Source organism: Burkholderia ubonensis, assembly GCF_902833085.1.
Classification (GTDB): Bacteria; Pseudomonadota; Gammaproteobacteria; order Burkholderiales; family Burkholderiaceae; genus Burkholderia; species Burkholderia ubonensis.
This window is the reverse complement of the sequence record NZ_CADFEB010000006.1, coordinates 437,582-462,592: the sequence shown is the minus strand read 5'-3', so window position 1 is coordinate 462,592 and position 25,011 is coordinate 437,582. Positions and strand designations below refer to the sequence as shown.

At 69.0% G+C, this 25,011-nt stretch carries 22 protein-coding genes and 1 pseudogene; 14 read left to right on the top strand and 9 right to left on the bottom strand.

Annotated features, from left to right (window positions below; all coding sequences use genetic code 11):
* The first annotated feature begins 111 nt into the window (after positions 1-111).
* The 5 genes from HWX31_RS19220 to HWX31_RS19200 all read left to right on the top strand — a co-directional run bounded on the left by HWX31_RS19220 (position 112) and on the right by HWX31_RS19200 (position 6,647).
* Entirely contained in the window at positions 112-1,233 is a 1,122-nt protein-coding gene (locus HWX31_RS19220) for a branched-chain amino acid ABC transporter substrate-binding protein (RefSeq protein ID WP_174960372.1), read from the top strand.
* 81 nt (positions 1,234-1,314) lie between these two features.
* A complete protein-coding gene (gene lhpH, locus HWX31_RS19215; protein WP_059613509.1) occupies positions 1,315-2,322 on the top strand; it encodes a trans-3-hydroxy-L-proline dehydratase in 1,008 nt (335 codons plus the stop codon).
* A gap of 238 nt (positions 2,323-2,560) precedes the next feature.
* Positions 2,561-5,083: a penicillin-binding protein 1A gene (locus HWX31_RS19210; protein WP_244143782.1), complete on the top strand. Its 2,523-nt coding sequence runs from the start codon at positions 2,561-2,563 to the stop codon at positions 5,081-5,083.
* A 90-nt stretch (positions 5,084-5,173) separates the two neighbouring features.
* Positions 5,174-6,094, top strand: coding sequence for a PilZ domain-containing protein (locus tag HWX31_RS19205; protein ID WP_174960368.1), 921 nt, complete (start codon positions 5,174-5,176; stop codon positions 6,092-6,094).
* Positions 6,095-6,317: 223 nt separating this feature from the next.
* Positions 6,318-6,647, top strand: a complete 330-nt coding sequence (locus tag HWX31_RS19200) for a DUF4148 domain-containing protein (protein WP_060284469.1) — start codon at positions 6,318-6,320, stop codon at positions 6,645-6,647.
* A gap of 142 nt (positions 6,648-6,789) precedes the next feature.
* Here the strand turns inward: HWX31_RS19200 and HWX31_RS19195 are convergent, their stop codons facing one another.
* From HWX31_RS19195 to HWX31_RS19185, 3 genes are read right to left on the bottom strand one after another with little or no spacing between them, the layout of a single operon-like run.
* Positions 6,790-7,713 carry a DMT family transporter gene (locus HWX31_RS19195; RefSeq protein WP_174960366.1) on the bottom strand — a complete coding sequence of 308 codons (924 nt, stop codon included), beginning with the start codon at positions 7,711-7,713 and terminating at the stop codon, positions 6,790-6,792.
* Positions 7,714-7,720: 7 nt separating this feature from the next.
* Positions 7,721-8,512 carry a DUF2182 domain-containing protein gene (locus HWX31_RS19190; RefSeq protein WP_174960364.1) on the bottom strand — a complete coding sequence of 264 codons (792 nt, stop codon included), beginning with the start codon at positions 8,510-8,512 and terminating at the stop codon, positions 7,721-7,723.
* Between the two features lie 18 nt (positions 8,513-8,530).
* Positions 8,531-9,133, bottom strand: coding sequence for a DUF1326 domain-containing protein (locus tag HWX31_RS19185; protein ID WP_174960362.1), 603 nt, complete (start codon positions 9,131-9,133; stop codon positions 8,531-8,533).
* A 385-nt stretch (positions 9,134-9,518) separates the two neighbouring features.
* Between HWX31_RS19185 and HWX31_RS19180 the strand changes: the two genes are divergently transcribed.
* On the top strand, positions 9,519-9,920 hold the full coding sequence (locus tag HWX31_RS19180; RefSeq protein WP_174960360.1) for a lysozyme inhibitor LprI family protein: 402 nt from the start codon (positions 9,519-9,521) through the stop codon (positions 9,918-9,920).
* Between the two features lie 33 nt (positions 9,921-9,953).
* On the opposite strand, the gene HWX31_RS19175 is transcribed toward HWX31_RS19180, so the two are convergent.
* Both HWX31_RS19175 and HWX31_RS19170 read right to left on the bottom strand, forming a co-directional pair.
* Positions 9,954-10,601 carry a response regulator gene (locus HWX31_RS19175; protein ID WP_059773892.1) on the bottom strand — a complete coding sequence of 216 codons (648 nt, stop codon included), beginning with the start codon at positions 10,599-10,601 and terminating at the stop codon, positions 9,954-9,956.
* A complete protein-coding gene (locus tag HWX31_RS19170) occupies positions 10,598-12,691 on the bottom strand; it encodes a PAS domain-containing sensor histidine kinase (protein ID WP_174960358.1) in 2,094 nt (697 codons plus the stop codon). Before HWX31_RS19170 ends, HWX31_RS19175 begins: the two co-directional genes overlap by 4 nt.
* Positions 12,692-13,006: 315 nt before the next feature.
* On the opposite strand from HWX31_RS19170, the gene HWX31_RS19165 reads away from it, so the two are divergent.
* The 3 genes from HWX31_RS19165 (at position 13,007) to HWX31_RS19155 (ending at position 16,026) form a co-directional block, all read left to right on the top strand.
* Positions 13,007-13,477: a universal stress protein gene (locus tag HWX31_RS19165; protein ID WP_174960356.1), complete on the top strand. Its 471-nt coding sequence runs from the start codon at positions 13,007-13,009 to the stop codon at positions 13,475-13,477.
* 283 nt (positions 13,478-13,760) lie between these two features.
* Positions 13,761-14,840 carry a zinc ribbon domain-containing protein gene (locus tag HWX31_RS19160; protein WP_174960354.1) on the top strand — a complete coding sequence of 360 codons (1,080 nt, stop codon included), beginning with the start codon at positions 13,761-13,763 and terminating at the stop codon, positions 14,838-14,840.
* A 154-nt stretch (positions 14,841-14,994) separates the two neighbouring features.
* Positions 14,995-16,026, top strand: coding sequence for a VTT domain-containing protein (locus HWX31_RS19155; RefSeq protein ID WP_174960352.1), 1,032 nt, complete (start codon positions 14,995-14,997; stop codon positions 16,024-16,026).
* Positions 16,027-16,171: 145 nt separating this feature from the next.
* On the opposite strand, the gene HWX31_RS19150 is transcribed toward HWX31_RS19155, so the two are convergent.
* Both HWX31_RS19150 and HWX31_RS19145 read right to left on the bottom strand, forming a co-directional pair.
* Positions 16,172-16,672, bottom strand: a complete 501-nt coding sequence (locus tag HWX31_RS19150; protein ID WP_174960350.1) for a DUF5384 family protein — start codon at positions 16,670-16,672, stop codon at positions 16,172-16,174.
* Entirely contained in the window at positions 16,673-17,203 is a 531-nt protein-coding gene (locus tag HWX31_RS19145; RefSeq protein WP_174960348.1) for a hypothetical protein, read from the bottom strand.
* Positions 17,204-17,823: 620 nt separating this feature from the next.
* On the opposite strand from HWX31_RS19145, the gene HWX31_RS19140 reads away from it, so the two are divergent.
* The 3 genes from HWX31_RS19140 (at position 17,824) to HWX31_RS19130 (ending at position 21,023) form a co-directional block, all read left to right on the top strand.
* Positions 17,824-19,206 carry an amino acid permease gene (locus HWX31_RS19140; RefSeq protein ID WP_174960346.1) on the top strand — a complete coding sequence of 461 codons (1,383 nt, stop codon included), beginning with the start codon at positions 17,824-17,826 and terminating at the stop codon, positions 19,204-19,206.
* Between the two features lie 201 nt (positions 19,207-19,407).
* Positions 19,408-20,343: a universal stress protein gene (locus tag HWX31_RS19135; protein WP_174960344.1), complete on the top strand. Its 936-nt coding sequence runs from the start codon at positions 19,408-19,410 to the stop codon at positions 20,341-20,343.
* A 29-nt stretch (positions 20,344-20,372) separates the two neighbouring features.
* Positions 20,373-21,023: a BON domain-containing protein gene (locus tag HWX31_RS19130; RefSeq protein WP_174960342.1), complete on the top strand. Its 651-nt coding sequence runs from the start codon at positions 20,373-20,375 to the stop codon at positions 21,021-21,023.
* A 493-nt stretch (positions 21,024-21,516) separates the two neighbouring features.
* Here HWX31_RS19130 and HWX31_RS35390 read toward each other — a convergent pair.
* Both HWX31_RS35390 and HWX31_RS19120 read right to left on the bottom strand, forming a co-directional pair.
* A pseudogene (locus HWX31_RS35390) lies at positions 21,517-21,738 on the bottom strand (hypothetical protein); the annotation flags it as partial.
* Positions 21,739-21,820: 82 nt separating this feature from the next.
* Positions 21,821-22,084, bottom strand: a complete 264-nt coding sequence (locus HWX31_RS19120) for a hypothetical protein (protein WP_174960340.1) — start codon at positions 22,082-22,084, stop codon at positions 21,821-21,823.
* 215 nt (positions 22,085-22,299) lie between these two features.
* On the opposite strand from HWX31_RS19120, the gene HWX31_RS19115 reads away from it, so the two are divergent.
* Together HWX31_RS19115 and HWX31_RS19110 are read left to right on the top strand one after the other, a co-directional pair.
* Positions 22,300-22,554, top strand: coding sequence for a DUF3562 domain-containing protein (locus tag HWX31_RS19115; RefSeq protein ID WP_059773905.1), 255 nt, complete (start codon positions 22,300-22,302; stop codon positions 22,552-22,554).
* Between the two features lie 356 nt (positions 22,555-22,910).
* Positions 22,911-24,710 (top strand): methyl-accepting chemotaxis protein, encoded by a 1,800-nt coding sequence (locus tag HWX31_RS19110; protein ID WP_059649954.1) that lies wholly within the window; start codon positions 22,911-22,913, stop codon positions 24,708-24,710.
* Positions 24,711-25,011 lie beyond the last annotated feature (301 nt).

Genomic DNA, 25,011 nt, shown 5'->3' with positions numbered 1-25,011 from the left:
TTGCCCTGGTCTGATTATTGACCAGAAGACGGAGCCGCTTTTTTAAACTGCTTGAATAATGACCAGTTGTGTCCTACATTGGTTCGACTAAAACCAATCAGGAGACACACCATGCGTCAACTCGTCATTGCGCTCGCCGTGGCCGCCGCCACCGGCGCGCTGGCTTCCGCCCATGCGCAGGAAGTCGTGATGATCGGCCATTCGGCGCCGCTCACGGGCCCGCAGGCCGCGAACGGCAAGGACAACGAAAACGGCGCCCGCCTCGCCGTCGACGAGATCAACAAGCAGGGCCTGAAGGTCGGCGGCAAGACGGTCACGTTCAAGCTCGCGTCCGACGACGACCAGGCCGACCCGAAAGCCGGCGTGCAGGTCGCGCAGAATCTGGTCGACAAGGGCGTCGTCGCGGTGCTCGGGCCGTACAACTCGGGCGTCGCGATCCCGGCGTCGCGCGTGTACAGCAACGCGGGCGTGCCGATGCTGCCGGTCGCGTCGAATCCGGCGCTCACGAAACAGGGCTTCAAGAACATCTTCCGGATCGGCGCGAGCGACGAGCAGCTCGGCGGCACGATGGCCGTGTTCGCCGCGAAGACGCTCCACGCGAAGACCGCCGCGATCATCGACGACCGCACCGCGTACGGCCAGGGCGTCGCCGAGCAGTTCTCGAACGTCGCGAAGGCGAACGGGATCAAGATCGTCGACCAGGAATTCACGAATTCGTCCGCGACCGACTTCCTCGGCATCCTGACGAAGATCAAGTCGACCAACCCGGACGTGATCTTCTTCGGCGGCTACGCGGCGCAGGGCGCGCCGATGGCCAAGCAGATGAAGCAGCGCGGCCTGCGCGCGAAGCTGCTCGGCGGCGACGGGATCTGCTCGGCCGACATGGGCAAGGTGGCGGGCGAGGCTGCGTCGATCGTGTACTGCGCGCAAGGCGGCGTCGCGCTCGAGAAGACGCCCGCCGGGCGCGAGTTCCTGAAGAAGTACCACGACACGTACCACACCGAACCGCAGGTGTACGGCGTCAACTACTACGACGGCGTGAAGCTGCTCGCCGACGCGATGGTCAAGGCCGGCACGACGTCCGACAAGGCGAAGCTCGTCGCGCAGCTCGCGAAGTCGGATTACAAGGGCGTCGCCGGCACCTATTCGTTCGATGCGAACGGCGACCTGAAGGGCGCGCCGACGAGCGTCTACGTGATCCGCAACGGCTTGCCGGCGCCGTACGGCGATTGATTGCCGCGCTCGAGCGGCTCGCGCGGCCGGCGTGCCCGCCGGCCGCCGCCGCGTTCCCGATTCAAATCCCCTGAGCAACCGATGAAAATTTCCCGATCCATTTCCACCGTCGAAGTCCACACCGGCGGCGAAGCGTTCCGCATCGTCACGAGCGGGCTGCCGCGTTTGCCGGGCGACACGATCGTTCAGCGCCGCGCGTGGCTGAAGGAGCACGCCGACGAGATCCGCCGCGCGCTGATGTTCGAGCCGCGCGGCCACGCCGACATGTACGGCGGCTACCTGACCGAGCCCGTGTCGCCGCACGCGGATTTCGGCGTGATCTTCGTGCACAACGAGGGCTACAGCGATCATTGCGGGCATGGCGTGATCGCGCTGGCGACCGCCGCGGTCGAGCTCGGCTGGGTGCAGCGCACGGCGCCGGAAACGCGGGTCGGCATCGACGCGCCGTGCGGCTTCATCGAGGCGTTCGTCAAATGGGACGGCGAGCACGCGGGGCCGGTGCGCTTCGTCAACGTGCCGTCGTTCATCTGGAAGCGCGACGTGACGGTCGACACGCCGTCGTTCGGCGCGGTGACGGGCGACATTGCGTACGGCGGCGCGTTCTATTTCTACGTCGACGGCGCGCCGTTCGACCTGCCGGTGCGCGAGGCCGCGGTCGAGCAACTGATCCGCTTCGGCGCGGAAGTGAAGGCGGCCGCGAACGCCGCGTATCCGGTCGTGCATCCCGAGATTCCGGAGATCAACCACATCTACGGGACCATCATCGCGGGCGCGCCGCGCCACCCGGGCTCGACGCAGGCGAACTGCTGCGTGTTCGCGGACCGCGAGGTCGACCGTTCGCCGACCGGCTCCGGCACCGGCGGCCGCGTTGCGCAGCTATACCAGCGCGGGCTGCTGGCGGCGGGCGACACACTTGTCAACGAATCGATCGTCGGCACGATCTTCAAGGGCCGCGTGCTGCGCGAGACGACCGTCGGCGAGATCCCGGCGGTGATCCCGGAGGTGGAGGGCCGCGCGTACGTGTGCGGCTTCGCGAACTGGATCATCGACGAACGCGATCCGCAGGCGTACGGCTTCCTCGTGCGCTGAGCGCGCAGCCCGGCTGCCGGGCACGGGTCGAACCGGTTGCAGTACCAGGCTTGGCGCGCGGTTCCGGTTGCCGGACGCGCGCCTTTTTTGCGCGCGTCGCCGGCCCGGCGGCCAGCGCGCGAACGAGCGTCGGCGAGGCGTTGCGCCGTCCGCCGGACGGCCCGCCGCGCGAGTTTTGGTACGATGCTGCCTTTCCAGCAGATCCCACATCCGCGTGAATCGCCGAAACGTGTCGTCAGTGCGTGACCTTTGTGCCAAGTGGGTCGCGCGCGCCCAACCCGTCGCGGCCGCCGTCGCCGCGTTGCTCAAGCGTCTCCTCGCCGCCGCCTGGCTCCACCTGCGTCATCCGACGCGGCGCAGCGTGCTGCTCGCCGTCGCCGCCGTGCCGGCGCTGTTCGTGCTGTACGTGCTCGCGCTGATCCCGTTCACGCCGGGCATCGGCGACATCCGCAAGGCGCGCGTCGACCAGCCCGCGCAGGTGCTGTCCGCCGACGGCAAGCTGCTCGCCGAATTCAAGCCGTCGAACCGCGAATGGGTCGGGCTCAAGCAGATCTCGCCGCACATGATCGACGCACTGATCGCGACCGAGGATCACCGCTTCTACGAGCACCACGGGCTCGACTGGCGGCGCACCGCGGGGGCCGCGCTGCACACGTTCTCGGGCAGCCGCCAGGGCGGCTCGACGATCACGCAGCAGCTCGCGCGCAACCTCTACCCGGACGAGATCGGCCGCGCGCCGACGCTCACGCGCAAGCTGAAGGAAGCGATCACCGCGCTGAAGATCGAGGCGGTCTACAGCAAGGACCAGATCCTCGAGACCTACCTGAACACGGTGCCGTTCCTGTACAACGCATACGGCGTCGAGATGGCCGCGCGCACCTATTTCGACAAGTCGGCCGACGAGCTCGACGTGCTCGACAGCGCGACGCTCGTCGGGATGCTGAAGGGCAACAGCTACTACAACCCGGTGCTGAACCCCGAACGCGCGCTGCAGCGGCGCAATACCGTGCTCGGCCAGATGGTGAAGTACGGCAAGCTGTCGCCGGCGACGTTCCAGCAGCTGCAGCGCCGCCCGCTGCGGATCGACTTCGAGCGCCAGAAGGAGCCGCCCGGGCCTGCGCCGCACTTTGCGCAGCAGCTGCGCAAGTGGCTGATCGCATGGGCCGACCGCAACGACTACAACATCTACTCGGACGGCCTGATCGTCCGCACGACGATCGACGCGCGCCTGCAGGCGATGGCGACGCAGGCGCTGAAGCAGCAGGCGAACGCGCTGCAGGGCATCGCGAACGGCGCATGGAGCGGGCGCGACGGCTGCGGGACCGACAACGAGGTGTTCCGCGCGTTCATGCGCGAAGCGCCCGAATACAAGGCGATGCAGGACGCCGGCAAGAGCGACGCCGCCGCGATGAAGGCGCTCGCCGCCGACCGCGGCTTCATGCGCGCGCTCTGCAAGACCAAGACCGACGTGCAGGCGGGCTTTCTCGCGATCGATCCGCGCAGCGGGCAGATCCGCGCGTGGGTCGGCAGCCGCGACTTCACGGCCGAGCCGTTCGACCACGTCGCGCAGGCGCGCCGCCAGCCGGGCTCGACGTTCAAGCCGTTCGTCTACGGCGCGGCGTTCGCGAGCGGAATGAAGCCGGACGACACGTTCGTCGACCAGCCGGTCGAGATCCCGCTGAAGGGCGGCGAGATCTGGCGGCCGAACGACGACGCGCCGCCGACGGGCAAGCCGATGACGCTGCGCGACGCGATCGCGCTGTCGCGCAACCGGATCACCGCGCAGGTGATGGAGAAGATCGGGCCCGCGAAGGTCGCGCGGCTTGCCTACGCGATGGGCGTGCGCGACAGCGCGCTCGAACGCGTGCCGTCGCTCGCGCTCGGCACGAGCCCGGTGACGCTCAAGGAGATGGTCGCGTCGTATGCGACGATCGCGAACGGCGGGCTGTACGTCGAGCCGCAGATGGTGACGCGCATCGAGACCCGCCAGGGCGAGGTGCTCGCCGAGTACGCGCCGGCGCCGCCCGAGCGCGCGCTCGACGCCGAGACCGACAAGACGCTCGTCGACGTGATGCGCGACGTCGTCGACCGCGGCACCGGCACGAGCATCCGCACGCGCTTCGGGATTCGCGGCGACGTCGCGGGCAAAACCGGCACGACGCAGGACAACGCGGACGGCTGGTTCATCCTGATGCAGCCGGACCTCGTCGCGGGCGCGTGGGTCGGCTTCAACGACGGGCGCGTGACGCTGCGCAGCGATTACTGGGGGCAGGGCGCGCACAGCGCGCTGCCGATCGTCGGCGACTTCTTCCAGCGTGCGCTGCGCGCGCGGCTGATCGACGGCAAGGCGAAGTTCGATACCGAGCCCGCGCCGGGCTGGCTCGAATCGCTGCAGGATCGGATGACGGGCCTGTTCGGCGGCTGGTTCAAGGCCGACACGAAGACGCCGCCGCCCGCGCCGAAAGCGCCGCGTGCGCCGCAGCCGGCCGAGCCGGAGGCGAGTGCGGCGTCGGAGGCGTCCGCGCCGGAAGCCGCGTCCGGCGGCATCGTCGAGGAATGGGTGCCGGCGTCCGAGGTGGCCGCGTCGGCGGCAGCGTTGTCGGGCAGCGCCGCCAGTGCGCCGCAGGCGCCGTCGAACGGGGCGGGCGGCGGCAACGGCGCCTCGCCGGCCGCGCCGACGTCTCCAGCGTCACCGTCGCCGGCTCCCGCGCCGGCTGCGCCCGACACGCAAGCGCCCGTCGGGGCGAGCGGCGCGGAGTGATCCCCGGGTAATCCTCCGATTCAGGTTTCGCGCAGGCTGCCGTAATACCGCCATCACGACAGCCTCGCGCGGCTCGTCCGCGTCCCCCCGATGCGCACTTCCTACCATTACGTCGCGCTCGAGCACGACGATTTCCTGGCCGGCGCGCCGCTCGGCTTCGACGTCTACGATCTCGGCGGCGCAGCGCTGCTGCCGGCCGGCACGACGCTGCACGACCCGGCGCAGCCCGCTTTCCTGTTCGACCATTTCCAGCCCGCGAGAAGAGACACGGCCGGTCTAGGCGCGGCCGGTTCAGGCGCAGCCGGCCAAGGCTCAGCGGCCGGCCCGGCGGAATCGCCGAAAGGCGACGTGCCGTCGGTCGCGCACATGGGCCTGTGGATGGGCGCGCCGCTCGGCCTGCGGCGGCGGGTCGGCGCGACGCGCACGATGCTGCGCTGCCGGCTGATCGGCCAGCGGGCGTCGCAGTCGCTGCTCATCGAGCCTCAGCATGCGACGGCGCTCGAATTCAGGCCGGGCGACGACGTCGAGGCGATCGCGATCGGGCGCGCCGCCGCGTACCGCTTCGCGGCGACCGTCGAGATGGTGCAGCCCGGCCCCGCGCCGTTCATGGCCCTGTCGCCGCCCGGCTTCATCGAATGCCTGCGGGTGCGCGCCGAGCCGCGCGTGCCGGCGCGGCTCGCTGCCCGCTGCTGCGGCGGACAGGACGGCGTGGGCAGCTTCGGGATCGTCCGCGACATCAGCTTGAGCGGGCTGTCGGTGGCGGCGAGCCAGACGATCGCCGCGGCGGGCGAGCCGCTGCGGATCCGGCTGCCTTACGAGGTCGGCGGCAATGTTGCGCTGCTGACGCTGGACGGCACGGTGCGCCACACGCACGCCGACCCGGCCGCGCCGCAGCTCGTGCTGCATCACGTCGCGTATGGCGACGATATCGAGGCGGCCGACGTCGTGCGTCTCAAGGCGCTGCTGTTCGATCGGCTGATGGCATCGGCGGAATGGGGCGGCGTGAATTGAATGGCGTCGCGTCCCGCGCCCGTGATGCGCGGGGCATTCGTTGCCGCCGGCTCGATAATCATCTGATTAATTGGCTGGGCAGACGGCGATTGTACGTTTTGCGTCAACAGTGAATTTGCGATTTAAGTATTTACCCTGATTGCCGGGGCTCCTAGACTTCCACTCATCCGCACCGAACCATGAGTCCGATGCGTTTGAAAAACAATCTCGGAGGTTCCAAATCATGAATTCGCTGATCAAGGCAGTTGCACTGGCCGTCATCGTGGCCGCCCCGGCCGTTTCGTTCGCGCAATCGAACCAGCAGCCGCTGACCCGCGCGCAAGTGCGCGCCGAACTGGTCGAGCTCGAGAAGGCCGGCTACAACCCGAACGACTGGATCAACTATCCGGAAAACATCCAGGCCGCGCAGGCGAAGATCGCCGCTACCCGCAACCCGGGCGCGCAGGCGGACACGACGGGCTACGGCGCGAATGCCGCCGCCGCGTCGCAAGCCGGCCAGCGCGTGGTCGTGCCGGTGTCCGGCGACACGTCGTCGGTCTACCGCGGCCACTGAGCCGACGCGCCGGCGCCCGCGAGGGCGGCCGGATCGCCCTGGAATGACGGAAGGCCCGCACTCGGTTCGAGCGCGGGCTTTCTCGCATAAAGGGGGGCCGCGCCGATGCTTGCCCGCATCGGCGCACGCACGCGCCCGGCGCTCATTCCCGCGTGTCGGGCGGACGCTGCGCCTGCGGCGCGGCTTTCCCGTGCGCGCGGCTGGCGAGCACGAGCGCGATGCCGCCGAGGATCGCCGCCGACGCGATCGCGAGCCGCCACGTCGGCCGTTCCGCGAGAAACAGCACCGCGCCGCACGCGGCGATCGGCGGCACCGACAGCTGGACCGCGGCTGCGCGCATCGCGGTGAGGTGTTTCAGCGCCGCATACCAGATCACGTAGCCGATACCGGACGTCAGCGCGCCCGACGCGACCGCGAGCAGCGCGCCGCGCGTCGTCGGATGAAAACGCCCGGCGAACGCCGCGCTCAGGGCCAGCGCCATCGGCGCGGCGCGCAGGAAGTTGCCGGCGGTCGCCGCGAGCGGATCGGCGAGCCCGCGTCCGCGCAGCGAATAGACGCCCCACGCGACGCCCGCGGCCGACATCAGCACGACGCCGCCCGGCGTCGGAGCGGACATGCCGGGCGACACGAGGTACAGCAGCCCCGCGACCGCGGCGGCCATCCCGACCCAGCCCGGCGCGGTGAACCGCTCGCCGGCGTGCAGCCCGGCCGCGAACATCGTCAGCTGGACCGCGCCGAACAGGATCAGCGCACCGGTTGCCGCGCTGACGCTCAGGTACGCGAACGAGAAGCACGCGACGTACGCGAACAGCATCGCCGCGGCCAGCCAGTCGGCGCGCGGCGGCGGCCGGCCGGCGCCTGCGCGGACGACGATCGCGAGCATCAGCGCGCCGGACACGAGGCGCAGGCTGCCGAAGCTGGCCGCGTCGATCTGCGCGTCGCGCAGCGCGAGACGGCACAGCAGGGAATTCGATGCGAACGCAAGCATCGCGGCGGCCGTCAGCAGCACGGTGCGCGCAGCCGGCCGCAGGCGCTCGACGGAACCGTGCGTGACGAGCGGGCGCATCGCGGCCTCACAGAAGATGCCCGGCGGCGATCAGCACCGCGCCGCCGAGCAGCGCGAAGCCGAGCGGCGCGGTGACGCGGCGCCCCCACGCGGCATTCTTCTCGAGCGCCATCGCGGCCGCGAGCGCGAGCATCCAGCCGAGGCTGCCTGCGCCGACGACGAACATCAGCAGCATCAGCGCCCAGCAGCAGCCGACGCAGAATAGCCCGTGCCGCCCGCCCAGCGCGAACGCGTGGCGCTGCGGCGCGCGCCCGCGCCAGTGGCTGATCACGAAGCTGAGCGGCGTACGGCAGCGCTCGAGGCAGCGCGTCTTGAGCGCGCTGAACTGGAATGCGCCGGCGAGCGCGAACACCGCCGCGCCGATCAGCCAGCCGCGCCACGCGAGCGCCGGCACGTGCGCGACGCCGGCCAGCAGCAGCGCATGCAGCGCGTGCGCGAGCAGCCCGAAGCCGCTCCACGCCGCGACGTAGCCGAGCCCCACGAGCGCGAGCAGGCGCGCGCGGTCCGGCCGGCCCGCGACGACGCGCGCGAACGCGTTGAACAGCGACAGCGTGGTCGGCAGCATCATCGCGAGGATCATCAGCGTCCACGCCGCGGCGTCGATCGCGGCCGGCAGCCATACCGCGCCGCCCGGCAGCGCGCGGCACAGCGCGGCGGCCGGTCCGGACTCGGTCCAGCCGCCGTGATCGAGATAACGTCCGTACGGACTGCTCGACCACGCCCACAGCGCGGCCCACGCGAGCGCGACGAGGCTCGCGAAGACGAGCGGAAAGACGCGCCGATGCGCGCGCGCGGCCATCGCCGTTGCCGGCGCCGTTCAGGCGTCGAACAGGAACGTGCTCTGCAGCGCGTTGTGGTTCGTCAGGTTGACGTCGATGCCGATCGCCGCGTTCTTCGAGCGATAGACGGGCGCCTTGCCGACGAACACGGGCGCGCCGGGCACGGTGGAGAACACGGTGTCGGCCAGCGTCGTCTGCGCGCCGCTCGGGCCGAGGTACGGCTCGAGCTCCGCGTGGTAGTCGGCGCCGATCGTCAGCGTGCCCTTCGCGCCGACGACGTCGAACCTGATCGGCGCGCGCTCGACCGATACGACGGTGCCGATCAACTGCGCCAGCTCGGCGATCGGCCCGCCGGCCTTGCCGGTATAGACGTCGAGCAGCACTTTCTCCTGTTCGTCGGTCGCGGTGTCGTTGACGAAGATCGCGGCGGTCCAGTTGCCTTGCAGCACGTTGCCGGGGATATGGCAGACGGCGGCGATCGTGCAGCCGCCGACGTCGACGTCGTCGACGGCGCCCTTGTCGATATGCCACGCGACGATCGAGTCGCAGGTGCCGAAGTCGGGATCCTCGCCGATCCAGCACGGACACAGCACGCGGCAGTTGCAGACCTCGAGCAGACGGCCTTCCAGGTGATAGCTCATTGTTTCCTCCATTGTGCGAGGGCGACCGCGCGAAGGGCGACGCACGGGCGACCGGCCGACGCGACGTCGCGCGCGTGTCGACGGTGCGAACGCGGATTGCGCTGAGGAATGCAGCGGTTGCGGGGAGCGGGATGGATGCGCTAGCGGGATCGAAACGGGGTTTCGATTTTCCAGTGTAGGCGGGCGAGGGGCGGATGCAAGCACGACACTATGCGGCTGACAATTACACGGGCGTGCGCTAGCATCGCGGTCGATGTCGCCGCGCCGAGGCGGCCGCCGCGCGTCGACACGCGCCGGCCCGGCGCGCGGCGCCGTGCTCCGAGGCACGGCAGGGCGGCCGGCCCGGCATCGTGTTCCACGACATCAACGAATAAAAGGAGCGTCCATGCGTGTCTTGACCGGTTTGCTGTTGCTGCTGGCGGTAGCGGCGAATGCCCATGCGCAGGCGAACTGCGCGAATGCCGCCGACCAGGCGTCGATGAGTGCGTGCGCCGAGCGCGCGTACCGGAAATCCGATGCGGAGCTGAACCGGGCTTACGAGGCCGTCACCGCGCGGGTGCGGGACAACCGGCCGCTGGCGGAGAAGCTCGTCTCCGCGCAGCGCGCGTGGGTCGCGTATCGCGACGCCGAATGCGGTTTCTCGAGCGCGGGCGCGGAAGGCGGCAGCGTCCATCCGATGGTGGTGTCGATGTGCCTCGACGATCTGACGAAAGCGCGCACCGAGAGCCTGCAGGGCTACCTGTCGTGCGAAGAGGGCGATCTCGCCTGCCCGGTGCCCGCAAAGTGACGGCGAGCGGACGCGTGCCGGCGGCGTTGCCCGTTACACGTCGTCCGTCTCGTCGAGCAGCTTGTGCCGCATCGCATAGCGCACCAGCGCGGCCTCATGCGGCATCTGCATCTTTTCGAGAATCCGCGTCTTGTAGGTGCTGACCGTCTTCGCGCTCACGCACAGCGCCTGTGCGATCTCGGTCAGCGTCTGCCCGGCGGCGATGCGCCGGAACACGTCGAACTCGCGGTCCGACAGCCGCTGGTGCGGCAACGTTTCCGCCGGCTCGTTCAGGCTCTGCGCGAACTGCTCGGCCATCGCGAGGCTCACGTAGACGCCGCCCGACGCGACCTTCATCACCGCGCCGACCAGCTCGGCGCTCGCGCTTTCCTTCGTCAGATAGCCTGATGCGCCCGCGCGGAACGCGCGCACCGCATATTGCTGCTCCGCGTGCATCGTCAGCACCAGCACGCGTAGCGCCGGCTTCTCGTCCTTGATCTGCTTGATGAGTTCGACGCCGTTGCGACCGGGCATCGACAGGTCGAGCACCAGCACCTGCGCGGGGGTCGAGCGCACGAGCGCGATCGTCGTCGGGCCGTCCCAGGCCTCGCCGGCGACCTCGAAGCCGCTGGCGTTCTGCAGAATGTGCCGCAACCCGTCGCGCACGAGCGTATGGTCGTCGGCGATGAGCACCGTGATCATGTGATTGAGGTTTCCTGTTGAATCGTGGTCAGCGGCAATGCGACCGAGATCGAGAAGCCGCGCGAGAGCGCGGTGTCGATCGTCACGGTGCCGCCGAGCATGTGTGCGCGCTCGCGGATGCCGATCAGGCCGAACGACTTGTCTTCGGGCGTCGGCCCGCCGGGCGCCGCGCCTCGGCCGTTGTCGGCGATGCGCAGCACGCAGAAGCCGCTTTCGACGTCGAGCGTCAGCGTGACCCGGGTCGCGTCGGCGTGGCGGGCAACGTTGGTCAGCGCTTCCTGGACGATGCGGAACAGCGTGGTCGCGCCGGCGCTGGTGAACGCGAGGCCGCCGGGCTCGATGTGCCGCTCGACGTCGATCCCGTAGCGGTTCGTGAAATCGTTCGCGAGCCATTCGATCGCAGGCACGAGGCCGAGATCGTCGAGCATCACCGGCCTCAGGTCGGCCGCGATGCGCCGCACCGACGCGACCGTCGCGTCGATCAGCCGCCGCATGCCCTGCAGGTGGGGGAGCACGTCTTCGCCGGGCCGTCCGCTGTCGGGCGCGCGCAGCGTGTGCTCGACGACCGACAGGTCCATCTTCAGCGCGGTGAGTTGTTGGCCGAGATCGTCGTGCAGCTCGCGCGCGATGCGGGTCTTCTCTTCCTCGCGGACGTTCTGCAGGTTCGCCGACAGCTCGCGCAGTTCCTCGCGCGACTGCTTCAGCGCGTTCTCGGCGCGCACGCGCTGGGTGATGTCGCGCAGCATCACCGTGTAGAGCTTGCCGGACGCATCGCGGATCTGCGAGATCGATGCTTCGATCGGGAATTCCTCGCCGTCGCCGCGCAGCCCGAACAGCACGCGCTGGCGTCCCATCTGCCGCTCGGACACGCCCGTCACGCCGAACTGGTCGACATGCTTCGCGTGCGCCGCGCGGAACCGCTCCGGGATGAAGCGCGACAGCGGCGCGCCGATCGCCTCCATCGCGGACACGCCGAACACCTGCTCGGCCATCGGGTTGAAGATCACGATCGTCTGCTTCTCGTCGATCGTGATGATCGCCTCCATCGACGAGCGGATGATGCCCATCATCCGCACTTCGTTCAGGATGCCGCTGCTGCGGGCGCCGAGCTCCGCAGCGGACCCCGGCCGGCCGCGCACCAGCGCATGCACGAGCGCCGCGAACACGACCGACGCGAGCAGGCCGGCGGCGAGCACCGTGCCCGCCGCGCGCTGCGCGCCGGTGGCGCTCGGTCGCCCGTCCGCCGAATAGGCAAGCGTCAGCGTGCTGCCGCCGAAGTTCAGCACCTCGGTCCGGCGCATCAGGTCGGACGAGAGCGACGCCTCGTCGGTGGTGGTCTCCGCGCTGAAGATCGGCCGCGGGTCGCCGTCGACGCTGATCCGCAGGTCGATCCCGCGCTCCGAGTCGAGCGCGCGCTCGACGAGCCGCCGCGGGCTGAGCTCGGCGAACAGCACGCCGTCGATGCCGCCTTCCCGCGCGGCCGGGTGCTGCGGGTCGGCGACGGGCAGGTACAGCGCGACGGCGCGGGCGGCATCGTCGTCGGCCGCCCGGATGCCGAGCACGGCGTTGCCGGTCTGCACGGCGCGCCGCAGCGACGCGGCGTCGGCTGCGCCGAAGCGCGCGACGGGTGCCGACGACGCGGGCGCGCTGAGCGCGGCGACCGCGAGCGGCACAGCCGTGGAAGGCGCGACGTCACCGGTGAGCTGGCCGCGCACGGCGGGCGGCAGCGGTGCAAAACCGAGCTGCCTGATCGGCGAACGGCTGTTGTCGATGGCGAGCGCGTCGACGTACTGGCGCCACTGTACCGGTGTCATCTGCGGCGCGAGGCCGAGCGCGCCGCGCGCGCCTTCGAGCACGGCGACGCCGCCCTGCAGCTCGTGGAGCAGCATTGCCGTCACGTGCGTGACGCGGCGCTCGAAACGGGCATGGACGGTGTCTTGCCACTGCTCGCGCACCATCAGCGCGACGCCCAGCGAGAGCGTTGCGCCGGCGCAGAGCGCGACGATGCCGGCCGCGAACGGCTGGCGTAACATGCTTTGAAAGCGCGTGCGCACCGGGGCGTCGCGCGTCGGGGTTCCGCTGGCGGTCATCTACGGGCCACTCTGTCCGAGGTCGCCCTGGCACCGGGGCGACAAAGGAAAAATCGGGCGCGGTTGGCGCCCGATGCTTGGCGGTATCTGTTATCGAGATGAAATTGTGCGCGTTTTATGACTTTTTTGTAATGGGGGCGGCGGAAATTCAGACAAAAGATCGGGGGGGCAGGGGGGCGACCGTATTTGATGCGCGTCAACGGGCGCCTGGGAGCGTGGGGCCAGACTTAGCACAGGGGCCGGCGGAACCGCCGGCGATCGGATTCGAACCTGCCTTGCGCAACGCGCAAGGCTGTCCGGTGAGAGGTGCGGAACATGTACAAGCGAATTTTCGTGGCGCTCGACGACAGCCCAAGTGCGCGTCTGGCGCTGGATGAGGCGATCAGGATCGCGGTCGCGTCCGGCGGCGCGATCACCTGTGCGTCCGTCGTCGAGCACAAGACGCAGCTCGTCGACGTCGACGCGGGTTTCGCGGACACGCGGGAACCCGAGCCGTCGGCGCTGGACGCCGCGACGCTCGTGCTCGACGACGCGAAGGCCGCGCTCGATGCGCACCACGTGCCGGGCACGGTGCGCGCGCTCACCGCGTACGGCGAGGACGTCGCGGCCGTGCTGATGCGCACGGCGGCCGAGGCCGACGCGGACCTGATCGTGATGGGCACGAGCGGGCGGCACGGCTTGCGCCGGCTGCTGGTCGGCAGCGTCGCGGAGTCGCTGCTGCGCGCGGCGGACCGGCCGGTACTGCTGGTGCGGCACGACGAGAAGACGCCGGCGCCGCCCGCCTGAGCCGTGCGTACATGAACCGTGCCGCGTGCGAGCGCGGCGATTGACGGCGCGCCGCGCAATGCGCCGAGCCGGCGCCGCACGCCCCGAGCGGCGCACCGGCCGTGGCGCGTCCGCCCGCGTTGCGACCGCGCACGCCGCGTTCAGCCGCGCGAAAGTTGCATGAAAGTTGCGCCGCGCCGCGCACATCTGGCAGCATCCTTGGCGTAGCCCTTTTTTTCGCTCATCGCCGGGCGCGCGTCTCGCCGACGCGCGACGGGGCCGGCGTCCACGGAGCCCATCACGCATGACAATATCGACCAAGGGACTGCGGCTCGCCGAGGTGTGGTTCCAGCGCGCGCTGTGGATCATCGCCGTCGTGTTCGCCGGTTTCCTGATCGGACTCGGCGGCCTGATCGTCGGCGATTTGCCGCGCGTCGAGGTGACGCTGGACCGCGACGCGCTCATCGACCGGCAGGCGGCCGCGCCGCTGCGCCAGTCGCTCGCGAAGCTGTCGGCGGACCTGACCGCGAATCGCGACGCGACCGAACAGGCGTCGATGCTGCTGACCGCGGCCGGGCAGGACACGCAGCAGGCGCGCGAAGCGTTCCGCGCGACGATCGCGAGCCGCCATGCGACCGAGCGCGCGGAACAGGATCCGGCCGTGCTTGCGCATGCGCGCGCGCTCGAGGCGGCGACGCAGCGCGAACGCGACGCACAGGCCCGCATCGGCACGCTGAAGCAGGCCGCGCAGGCGCTCGAGCGCGAGCAGGGCGCGACCCGGCTCGCGCTCGGCGAACTCGAAGCGCAGGCCGACCGCAAGCTCGAAGCCGCGCAGCGCACGCAGGAACTGCGCGTGTTCGGCATCCGGCTGCTGTTCACGCTGCCGCTGCTGCTGGTCGCAGGCTGGCTGTTCGCGAAGAAGCGCGGCAGCCGCTACTGGCCGTTCGTGTGGGGCTTCATCTTCTTCGCGCTGTACGGATTCTTCGTCGAGCTGGTGCCGTACCTGCCGAGCTATGGCGGCTATGTGCGCTATCTCGTCGGCATCGTGCTGACGATCGCGGTCGGACAGTACGCGATCCGCGCGCTGTCGCGCTATCTCGAGCAGAAGCGCCGCGAGGAGCAGCAGCCGGACGTGTCGCGGCGCGAGGCGATCGATTTCGTGACCGCGTACGCGCGCATCGCGAAGAAGGTCTGCCCCGGCTGCGAGCGGCCGCTCGACACCGCCGATCCGAACGCGAATTTCTGCCCGCATTGCGGCATCTGCGTGTTCAACGCATGCGGGCAGTGCCGCACGCGCAAGAACGCGTTCAGCCGCTTCTGCCCGTCGTGCGGCGCGTTTGCCGGCACGACCGCGCCGGCCACGCCGTCCACCCCCGCCGCGTGACGCGCGCGGCGTCCGGCGCACCGTACAGCGCGGCGTTCGTCAATCCCGTTTAGAATGCCGGACATGCCGTCCCAGCTGCGCAACTGTCGCAGCGACCGTTGCACGGCCGGACGCCGGCGTCGGTCCGGCCCGCATGTCATCCAGGAGCGCCGCCGTGTGGCACTTTCCCGTCGCGATTCCCTCGTCGCTCGGCCCGTGGGCCGTGTTCGCGAGCGTGCTCATCACGCAGCTCGGCGTGCCCGTGCCGGCCGTGCCGATGCTGATCCTGGGCGGCACGATGGCGGCGATGGGGCAGGCGTCCTATGCGGCCATGTTCGCGGCGGCCGTCGGCGCGACGATGCTCGCCGACTCGCTGTGGTTCTTCATGGGCCGCACGCGCGGCCGGCGCCTGCTCAACGGCCTCGTGCGCTTCTCGCTGTCGCTCGACACGACGCTGCGCTTCGCGCGCAACCTGTTCGAACGCCACGGCGCGCCGCTCCTCGTGCTCGCGAAATTCCTGCCGGGGCTCGGCCTCGTGTCCGCGCCGCTGCTCGGCACGACGGCGATCGGCGTCGGCGTGTTCCTGCTGTGGGACTTCGCGGGCGCCGCGCTGTGGGCGGCGTTCTGGCTCGTCGGCGGCTCGGCGGTTCATGACCAGATCGTCGAGGCCGTGCTGTGGGTGCGCGCGAGCGGCGGGACGATCCTCGACGCGTTCCTCGCGATCTTCATCACGTTCGTGCTGTACCGCTGGGTGCGCCGCGTGCAGTTCCGGCGCTGGCTCGCGCAGGTGCGCATCTCGCCGCCGCAGCTCGCCGAGATGATGACTTCCGACGAGCCGCCGCTGATCTTCGACGCGCGGCCGCGCGCGGTGCGCGAACGCGAGCCGTTCCGGATCGCCGGCGCGGTGCCGCTCGACCTCGATTCGCCGGACCTGATCGATCCCGACGCGCTGAAGCGGCCGATCGTCGTCTATTGCGTGTGCCCGAACGAGGCGACCGCCAAGCGCATCGTCGCGCAGCTGCAGCGCAAGAAGATGGCGCATCACATCAAGGCGCTGAAGGGCGGCCTCGACGCGTGGGAAAAGCACGGCTATCCGGTCGAGCCGATGCCGGACGACCTCGACGCGTCCCGTTACTTCGTGCAGCACGCTGAAGCAGCCGCAGGCGATGAATACACCGTTCGCGCTGCGCTAAGAGGCCGCTCGTGACCGAAATGACCGGGAATGCGACGCCACGGCTGCCTGGTCGACGCGATGAGCATGAATGCCAACCCGATCAGCATGCGGATCGGGTTGTGTCGGTCAGGCTGGCCGTCCTGTTACGGCCTGCCGATATGGGCGTTGTGTAGCGGAATTATTTTTCCCACCAGTGGCGATTGGCGTCCTTCAAGTTCTTCTCCACGCCTTTGCTGACGTTGCGATTTGCATCCGCCTGAGATTGCACCGCATCCGTTTCCGCTTTCGATCGCGCGAGGTCGGCATTGATGCGATCGTTTTCGCGCGCAACTTGCGCTTCCAGCTTTTTCAGCTGCAGTTCCTTGTAGCGGTTTTCGTAGCTGCGGTCCTGATCTTCGATGGCGCGCTGACGGTTGACCGCAGCTTGCCGTTCGCGATTGGCCTGCGCTTGCGCCGCGGCATGCGCCTCGCTGCGCTTGCGCTCGGCCGCAGCCGCCTGCTGTCGCTGCCTGCGGCGGTCGGCTTCGGCCTGCTGCTGTTGCGCGGCGCGCTCGTGTTCAGCGTTCGATTCGAGCGCCTGCATACGTGCGATGCCGTTATCGAGATTGACGGGCGCTTGTTCCTGCGCGAATGCGGGAAGGGTCGTCAGCAACAAAAGCGTAAAAATTTTGCGCTTCATTTACTTCACCTGCGCCGGTTGTTGTGCCGCGTCGACGACCGGACATTGCGAGTTCGGCTGAATGCGCGTCGTCTTGCCCGAGCCGACCATCAGCGCCGTACCCGGCTTGAATTCGCACACGCGGCCGACCTGAGCCGATGCAAATGCCGACTTGCCGTCGCGGTACATGATTTGCACGCCATCGACCAGCACCTTGTCGTTCACCATCGAACCGGCCGCGGCACCCACGGCACCACCTGCGACCGTACCTACGCCCGTGCGGTTCCAGCCGCCGGGGCCGGTCGTACCGCCGATTGCAGCGCCCGCGATGGCGCCGAGCATCGCGCCGGCCAGTTGCGCGGTTTTCTTGTTCTGCTCGTTGCTTACCTGCACTTTGCCCGGCAGGATCGTCAGGATTTCGATGGTGCGCACTTCTTGACGCTGATTTACATCGAGCACGTTGTACGCGTCCGCCTTGTTTTCCATGCCAGGCGTAGCGCAGCCAGCGAGTGTGAGCGAACCGGCGATGAGGGTGAGAGCAACCTTCCTCATGAATTTCCTTTGCGTGTGGTTGTTAATTGAATATCTCGGACTTCAAAAATGAGACGTCCACGGGCTGAATCGGCAGGCATCGCGCAGTGCGGGACGTTGAAATCCGGTTAACAGTTTACGGCAATATTACGAATCCCTTTAGGCGGTTGCAGCGCGAAATGTATTTAAAAAAACATGGCCGTGTGCAGTCATGGAAAGCACCGGCAGCATTCGCGAGCGGCGTCGGCACCTGCCACGCAAAATCGACTGGCGCGAATCGTCTGAACATTCATATAATCCCGCCTGCATGCGCGTAAAGGCGCACACAGGAGGCGCGGCATGCCGCGCCGAATTCGATCGAATTCCCGTTGAACGCGATGTCCGGCACGGCGCGCACTGGCGTACCGCGTCCGGCCTGTCGGCGCGTTCCCGAACAGGCACGAGCCGCTTTCCGGATTGTTTCGGAATATCCGGATAATGTGCGGCGATTCCGAACGGTTTCGCTCAATATCCGTTTCATTTCCAATCCGGAAATAAGCGGCGGGAATCATTTCGTTTTCGGTGGCCTGAGCGGCACCGGCAAGCCGTGCGCTGATATCGACACAGTGACGGCGGTCGCTCACGGCCGCCAGGAGACGCAATTGAAACAACAAGAAGACCAGCTGCACCGCAGGCTGGAAGAGCGGCACATCAACCTGATGGCGCTGGGCGCGACGATCGGCGTCGGCCTGTTCCTCGGCTCGGCCACCGCGATCCGCAGCGCCGGCCCGGCCATTCTGCTGACCTATCTGCTGGGCGGCGTCGTGATTTTCCTGATCATGCGCGCGCTCGGCGAAATGGCGATCACCAACCCGGTCGCCGGCGCGTTCAGCCGCTACGCACGCGACTATCTCGGCCCGCTCGCGGGCTACCTGACCGGCTGGACCTACTGGTTCGTGTGGATCGTCACCTGCATGGCGGAGGTCACCGGAGTCGCCGTCTACATGCACGTGTGGTTCCCCGACGTGCCGAACTGGATCTGGGCGCTGCTCGGGCTCTCGGCGATGGGCGCGGTCAACTTCGTCGCGGTGAAGCTGTACGGCGAGTTCGAGTTCTGGTTCGCGCTGATCAAGATCGTCACGATCGTGCTGATGATCATCGGCGGCGCGCTGATGATCACGCTCGGCCTCGGCAACGGCGGCATCCCGACCGGCATTTCGAACCTGTGGTCGAACGGCGGCTTCATGCCGAACGGCTGGTCCGGCGTGATCGGCGCGCTGCCGATCGTGATGTTCGCGTATCTCGGCGTCGAGATGCTCGGCCTGACCGCCGGCGAGGCGCGCAACCCGGAGAAGTCGCTGTCGAAGGCCGTGAACTCGGTGTTCTGGCGCGTGCTGATCTTCTACATCGGCGCGCTGTTCGTGATCATGTCGATCTACCCGTGGAACCAGATCGGCACGCAGGGCAGCCCGTTCGTGATGACGTTCTCGCGGCTCGGCATCCCGGCCGCCGCCGGCATCATCAACTTCGTCGTGTTGACGGCTGCGCTGTCGTCGTGCAACAGCGGCCTGTTCAGCACCGCGCGGATGCTCTACAACCTCGCGCAGCAGGGCCAGGCGCCGCGCGTGCTCGGGCGCGTGAACCGCAACGGCGTGCCGGTCTACGGCGTGATCGTGTCGGTCGCGCTGCTGCTGGTCGGCGTGCTGCTCAACTATCTCGCGCCGCAGCACGTGTTCACGTGGCTCACGTCGGTGTCGACGTTCGGCGCGATCTGGACGTGGTGCGTGATCCTGATCGCGCAGATGCGCTTTCGCCGCACGCAAGCGGCCGACAAGATCGCGCGCCTGCCGATCCGCGTGCCGTTCTATCCGCTCGGCTCGTACGTCGCGCTCGCGTTCCTCGCGCTCGTCGTCGTGCTGATGGCGTTCACGCCCGATACGCGCGTCGCGCTCGTGATCGGGCCGGCGTGGATCGTGCTGCTCGGCGTCGCCTACCTGTTCTTCTACGCGAATCGCCCGGTGGCGTCGGTCTCGACGGAATCGTAGCCCGCGCGCGTCTCGTCCGGCCTGCCGCTTGATTTTCATCATGCACGCGCGGGCCGGGCGTTCTATGCTGTCGGCATCGCTTGTCCGCGCTTCGCGCGGCCGCCCGCCGATGCCTGCGATCGTGCGTCGGCGGCCCGATCCGCCGCGCGAAGCCCCGGCGCCGTCCCCCAAGGACGGCGCGCACGAACGGAGGCCTTCGCCATGCAGCCTGACTCATCCGTCCCGCCGCTTTCGCGACTCGTGCTGGCCGTCGATCCGACGCCCGAATCGCTGCACGCCGCGCAGTACGTTCGCACGCTGCTGCGTCCCGGCATGCAGCTGCGCGTCGTCAGCGTGATCGACAATCCCCGCCTGCTGCTGCCCGACATCCCGCGCGTCGATGCGTTGCTCACGTCCGCGCGCGAGGAAATGGCGCACGATGCGCAGGCCGTGCTCGACCGCATCACGCCGCTGTTCGCCGGATGCGGCGCGGACGTCGAGCAGGGCATCGTCGACGCGTCGGTCGCGGGCGGCACGATCGCCAGCGCGCTCGTCGGCGACACCGTCGCGTGGCAGGCCGATGCGCTCGTAGTCGGCGCGAGCGCGCATCATGGCCTGCTGCGGCTCGTCGAGGGCGCGGTGTCGGACACGTTGACGCGGCGCGCCCGCTGCGCGCTGCTGATCGTGCCGGCGAGCTACGAGCGGCCGATGGACGGACCGCCGCAGCGGATGATGTTCGCGGTCGACGGCAGCGAGCCGTCGCTGCACGCGTTGCGGGCCGGCATGGCGCTCGCGACGCCGACGACGCTGCTCTACGCGGTGTACGTCGTCGATCGCGCGATTCGTCTGACGGACATCGTGCCGGTGCGCGCGCTCGAGGACGCGTACCGCGCCGAAGGCGAGGGCGCGCTCGCGCGGGTGGCGGCGCTGTTCGACGGATGCGCGAATCCGACCAAGCGCGGCATCATCGAAACGCACGCAACGAGCGATGACGTCGCGCACGCGCTGATGCGCGAGGCCGTGCGCTGGGATGCGGAGCTGCTGGTGGTCGGCACGCACGGCCGGCGCGGGCTGGCGGCGCTGCTGATCGGCAGCGTCGCGCGTCGCGTCGCCCATCTCGCGCAGGTGCCGGTGCTGCTCGTGCGCGGCTCTGACTGACGCCGGGCGGACCCATTCGGGAGCGTGCGATGAAAACCGACAGGCAGGTGAAGCAGGACGTCGAGGAAGAGCTCGCGTGGGATCCGGCGGTCGATTCGACCCGCATCGGCGTCGAGGTCGAAGACCGGGTCGTCACGCTGTCGGGGCATCCGTCGAGCGTCGCGGAGAAGGTCGCGGCCGAACACGCCGCGCATCGCGTGGCGGGCGTGAGGGCCGTCGTCGTCGACATGACCGTGCATCTGCCGCACGACGAGCGCCATACCGACGAAGACATCGCGAAAGCGGTGCGCGCCGTGCTGCACTGGACGGCCGGCCTGCGCGACGACGCGATCCACGTGCAGATCGAGAAAGGCTGGATCACGCTGAGCGGCAAGGTCGACTGGGGCTACCAGCGGCAGCGCGCGCTGCGCGCGGTGTCGGAGATGCGCGGGATCGTCGGCGTATCCGATGCGATCGAGGTGGGTGGCGACGTGGTCGCCGGCGACATCGGCGCGACGATCCGCAAGGCAATGCAGCGGCACGCGGAACGCGAAGCGAACCATATCGATGTGATCGTGCAGGACGGCACGGTCACGCTCAACGGCAAGGTCGACTCGTATGCGGAGCGCGAAGTCGCGCGCGGCGCGGCCTGGTCTGCGCCCGGCGTGCGAGCGGTGGTCGACAACCTGGTGGTCGAGTAGGCGTGCGCACGCGGATGCCGCCGGCCCCGGACACGAACTCTCCGGCACGAGGGTAGGCAGCCGTCAGGTTGCCATGGAGGACGGGCGGGGTGGTTGACCCCGCCCGCTTTCCTCGTCTCGTTGCCTGGTCCCGCTTCTTGGCCCCGCGCCGACGCTTCTCCTCGTATGTGAACCGGTGATGGACGAACGCGGCCCGGCGTGCGCACGGCCGCGCGCACGCCTGTCGGCATGACGTCCGCCATCGATGATGCCGCGCTGCGCGCCGGGCCGGTTCGTCAGCGCGGCAGCGGCGGCGTGCGCGATGTCAGGACACGCAGCCCGGACGGGCGCTGCGCCGCTGGCGCCCGCCGTGTCGCACATGCGCGCGGTGGCGCGCCGTCTCGAGGGGGCAGGTGCGGCACGGCGAGAAGCGGCGCGTCCGGCTCACGCGCACGTGCCCGCGACGCGACGCGCGCCGCACCGGCGACGGCGCGGGCGCAGCCACCGCCGCCTGCTGGCGCAGCGCGGCCGCGAACCGCTGCAATGCGGCCACCGACCCGACGATGCTCTGATACTTCTCGCGGCCGATCTGTCCGTCGAGCGTCACGAGCAGCCCGGCCTGGCGGGCGAGCGCGAGCAGCGCATCGAGATCGTCGCGGGGCGCCGGCGCGGGTTCCGCGATCGCGCGCGTCGCGCGCCGCTGTCCGTCGCCGTTGGGAAAACTGCCGAAAGCCATGGGTGGTCTCCTCCGCCTGACCTGCGTGCCCGCTCGACGGCCGGCTGCGCGATGGCCCTGCATGAACGATGTGTCCATGGCATCAGTATCGTGTGGTTAAAGAGCGCTTCCAATCAGGGCGTGCTGAAGTCTGCGTCAGGAATTCCGCCGCGCCATAGGAATTTCCTGACACGCGCACGTCGCGTTCGGCGCGCGACCGCGCGGTTTTAAGCAGGTGATTCAAGGCGCAAGCGCCTTGACGCGCCTTTTCGTCCGGTCTAACTTGGTCTTTACGCCGACCGCCGATGCCTGTCCACGACAGGTTCACAAGTCGGCGCCGCGCTTTCGGGGAAGCGTGGTCTTTCATCGGATGATCCGTGCGGCACAAGCCCGCACCGGCCAGGTTGCAGGCGATCCGCCGTCGGATCGCGGCGCTCGACGCCCGCTTGACGCTGCCCACGTCGCACAGGGTTGTTGATGCCGCGCAAGGGCACGATCGCGCGTCGCGCGTGTCGTCGCTGTTCAGTCTTTAAGCTACGAATACATCCATCTTTATTTGCCTCGACAGTAAGGAGTCCGTCGATGTCACGGGACACGTTGTTGGAAGCGCTAGCGGAAGTTGCCGCGCAGCGGTCGATCAATGCAGACCAGTTGCGCGCCATGATCGACGACGAGGTGCGCGCACTGTCCTCCGACGCACGCGTGCATGACTACATCCACGTGTTTGCAGTCCGGCATCTGCGCGAGCGGATGCGGCAGCTCGACGAGCAGGCTGCGGACGAGCCGCCGGCGCGGCAGCCCGCGGAGCCGGACGTTCAGGCGAGCCGTCGCCTATGAGGGGAGGTCGCCTGAGTTGCTGACCGAACGGCCGTGACGAGTCGCGCGCGGCCGTCGTTCTGACGATGCGCTGACGCAATACGGCCACGCCTTTTCACGAGGGCGGGCGGATTCATGCGCGCACGCGCGGATTTCCCCAATCCGGGACCGTATCCGCACACCCATGCAGCCCGCAATCGCCGGGCACCGGGTTTTCCCCCAATTGATCGATCACGCGCCCGCATGCAAGGAACGTGCTGTCGCGCGTCAAGCAACGAATCGTCTGATGAATTCGACCCTTAAGTAATCGCGAACGCCGCCGTTTACACGGAGAATTCGTCCACCGTGCGTTCGCGCTTCCTCATAGAGTCGTTGCCATGTTTTCGTCCATTCGCGCCCGCATCATCGCCGCGTGCGTCGCCATCGTCGCGGCCGCACTGCTCGCCAGCACGCTGATCAACTATTTCATCGCCCGGTCGTACAACGACGACGCGATCGACCGGAACCTCACGTCGGTCGCGAGCGGCCACGTGGTCGGGATCGGCGACTGGGTCGCGACAAAAAGCCGGATGATCGCGTCGCTGCAGGACGCGGCGCTGTCGCCCGATCCGCTGCCGGTCTACAAGCAGATGGCCGCAGCGGGCGGCTTCACCAACGTCTACGCGGGTTATGCCGACAAGACGTTCAAGTTCTCCGACCCGACCGGCATCCCGGCCGACTACGATCCGACCGGCCGCCCGTGGTACAAGCAGGCCGCGCAGGCCGGCAAGCCGGTCGTCACGCCGCCGTACGTCGACGCGGGCACCGGCAACCTGGTCGTCACGTTCGCGGTGCCGATCATGCGCGACGGCGCGGTCAAGGGCGTCGTCGCCGCTGACGTCGCGATGAACGCCGTGATCGCGAACGTCAAGTCGATCCACCCGACGCCGGCCAGCTTCGGGATGTTGATCGACAGCAACGGCCACGTGGTCGCGCATCCGGACTCCAAGCTGACGCTCAAGCCGGTCAATGACGTGTCGCCGGAGCTCGGCGCAATTGCGCCCGCGTCGATCGTGAACGCGAGCGCGCCGGTCGAGGTGGAAGTCGGCGGCGCGGCGAAGCTGGTCCGCGCGCTGCCGGTGCCGGGCACCGACTGGTACGCGATCGTCGCGCTCGACAAGTCCGAGGCGACCGCGGGGATGCGCTCGCTGCTGACCGCGTCGCTGATCACGCTGGTCGCGGACGTCGTCATCGCGTCGCTGATCGTCGGCGCGATCACCGCGACCGCATTCCGCCGCCTGTCGCTGGTCCGCCAGGCGATGGCGGCGATCGGTTCGGGCTCGGGCGACCTGACCCAGCGCCTGCCGGCGGACGGCAGCGACGAGGTCACGGACATCGCGCGCTCGTTCAACAGCTTCGTCGACAAGCTGCAGGAGGTCATGCAGCAGATCCGCGACGCGAGCGAATCGGTGCGCACGGCGGCCAACGAGATCGCGGCCGGCAACCAGGACCTGTCGTCGCGCACCGAGGCGGCGGCCGCGAGCCTCGAGGAGACGGCCGCGTCGATGGAGGAAATCACCGCGACGGTCGGCCAGTCGGCCGCGGCGGCGGGCCAGGCCGACCAGCGCGCGGAGGCCGCGTCGAAGATCGCGTCGCACGGCGGCGTGGTAGTGTCGGACGTGGTTTCGACGATGGAGAAGATCGAGGAGGCGTCGGGCCGGATCGGCGACATCATCGGCGTGATCGACGGCATCGCGTTCCAGACCAACATCCTTGCGCTGAACGCGGCCGTCGAGGCCGCACGGGCGGGCGAGCAGGGCCGCGGCTTCGCGGTCGTCGCGCAGGAGGTGCGCAGCCTTGCGCAGCGCAGCGCGCAGGCCGCTCGCGAGGTGAAGGTGCTGGTCGAATCGACCGTCGCGAGCGTCGAGGCCGGGTCCGGCCAGGTGCGCCAGGCCGGCGAAACGATGCAGGAGATCGTCACGAACGTCGCCAACGTGACAACGATCATCTCCGAGATCACGCACGCGGCGAACGAGCAGACTCGCGGCATCCAGGAAGTCAACCGCGCAGTGACGCAGCTCGACGAGATGGTGCAGCAGAACGCGGCGCTCGTCGAACAGTCGACGGCCGCGGCGGCGGCGCTGCAGACGCAGGCGCACGCGCTCGCGGCGACCGTCGGGCAGTTCAAGGTCGCCTGACGCGACACCTGTCGGACCGGGGCCGGCCGCGCGGCCGGCCCGTCACGCAGCCCCCCGCATTCCGGTCTTGTCCGGATCAAATCCCGCCGCCGCAAGGGCGAGCCAACGGACTGCCGCAGCTTGGCCAGGCAGACTGAATGAAACACGCCATGCAATGCCGTTGAAAGGCTGATCGGCCGGTGCGACCCAGGCACTGCCAGTATTGAGCCGTGCATGAAACAGCAATTCGCGCAATAACTGTTTCGATCGCGTCAATCAATTTGAAGCCCTTTGTCAGGCTGTTCGACGGAGCGTCCGGATC

Bases quoted from the DNA above. Each gene is read 5' to 3' on its own strand.
- HWX31_RS19115 (WP_059773905.1), top strand. From the start codon at position 22,300: ATGTCACGGGACACGTTGTTGGAAGCGCTAGCGGAAGTTGCCGCGCAG.
- HWX31_RS19160 (WP_174960354.1), top strand. From the start codon at position 13,761: ATGACAATATCGACCAAGGGACTGCGGCTCGCCGAGGTGTGGTTCCAG.
- HWX31_RS19150 (WP_174960350.1), bottom strand. From the start codon at position 16,672: ATGAAGCGCAAAATTTTTACGCTTTTGTTGCTGACGACCCTTCCCGCA.
- HWX31_RS19185 (WP_174960362.1), bottom strand. From the start codon at position 9,133: ATGAGCTATCACCTGGAAGGCCGTCTGCTCGAGGTCTGCAACTGCCGC.
- lhpH (WP_059613509.1), top strand. From the start codon at position 1,315: ATGAAAATTTCCCGATCCATTTCCACCGTCGAAGTCCACACCGGCGGC.
- HWX31_RS19220 (WP_174960372.1), top strand. From the start codon at position 112: ATGCGTCAACTCGTCATTGCGCTCGCCGTGGCCGCCGCCACCGGCGCG.
- HWX31_RS19180 (WP_174960360.1), top strand. From the start codon at position 9,519: ATGCGTGTCTTGACCGGTTTGCTGTTGCTGCTGGCGGTAGCGGCGAAT.
- HWX31_RS19195 (WP_174960366.1), bottom strand. From the start codon at position 7,713: ATGCGCCCGCTCGTCACGCACGGTTCCGTCGAGCGCCTGCGGCCGGCT.
- HWX31_RS19170 (WP_174960358.1), bottom strand. From the start codon at position 12,691: ATGACCGCCAGCGGAACCCCGACGCGCGACGCCCCGGTGCGCACGCGC.
- HWX31_RS19110 (WP_059649954.1), top strand. From the start codon at position 22,911: ATGTTTTCGTCCATTCGCGCCCGCATCATCGCCGCGTGCGTCGCCATC.
- HWX31_RS19135 (WP_174960344.1), top strand. From the start codon at position 19,408: ATGCAGCCTGACTCATCCGTCCCGCCGCTTTCGCGACTCGTGCTGGCC.
- HWX31_RS19145 (WP_174960348.1), bottom strand. From the start codon at position 17,203: ATGAGGAAGGTTGCTCTCACCCTCATCGCCGGTTCGCTCACACTCGCT.
- HWX31_RS19120 (WP_174960340.1), bottom strand. From the start codon at position 22,084: ATGAAAGACCACGCTTCCCCGAAAGCGCGGCGCCGACTTGTGAACCTG.
- HWX31_RS19130 (WP_174960342.1), top strand. From the start codon at position 20,373: ATGAAAACCGACAGGCAGGTGAAGCAGGACGTCGAGGAAGAGCTCGCG.
- HWX31_RS19205 (WP_174960368.1), top strand. From the start codon at position 5,174: ATGCGCACTTCCTACCATTACGTCGCGCTCGAGCACGACGATTTCCTG.
- HWX31_RS19175 (WP_059773892.1), bottom strand. From the start codon at position 10,601: ATGATCACGGTGCTCATCGCCGACGACCATACGCTCGTGCGCGACGGG.
- HWX31_RS19165 (WP_174960356.1), top strand. From the start codon at position 13,007: ATGTACAAGCGAATTTTCGTGGCGCTCGACGACAGCCCAAGTGCGCGT.
- HWX31_RS19200 (WP_060284469.1), top strand. From the start codon at position 6,318: ATGAATTCGCTGATCAAGGCAGTTGCACTGGCCGTCATCGTGGCCGCC.
- HWX31_RS19190 (WP_174960364.1), bottom strand. From the start codon at position 8,512: ATGGCCGCGCGCGCGCATCGGCGCGTCTTTCCGCTCGTCTTCGCGAGC.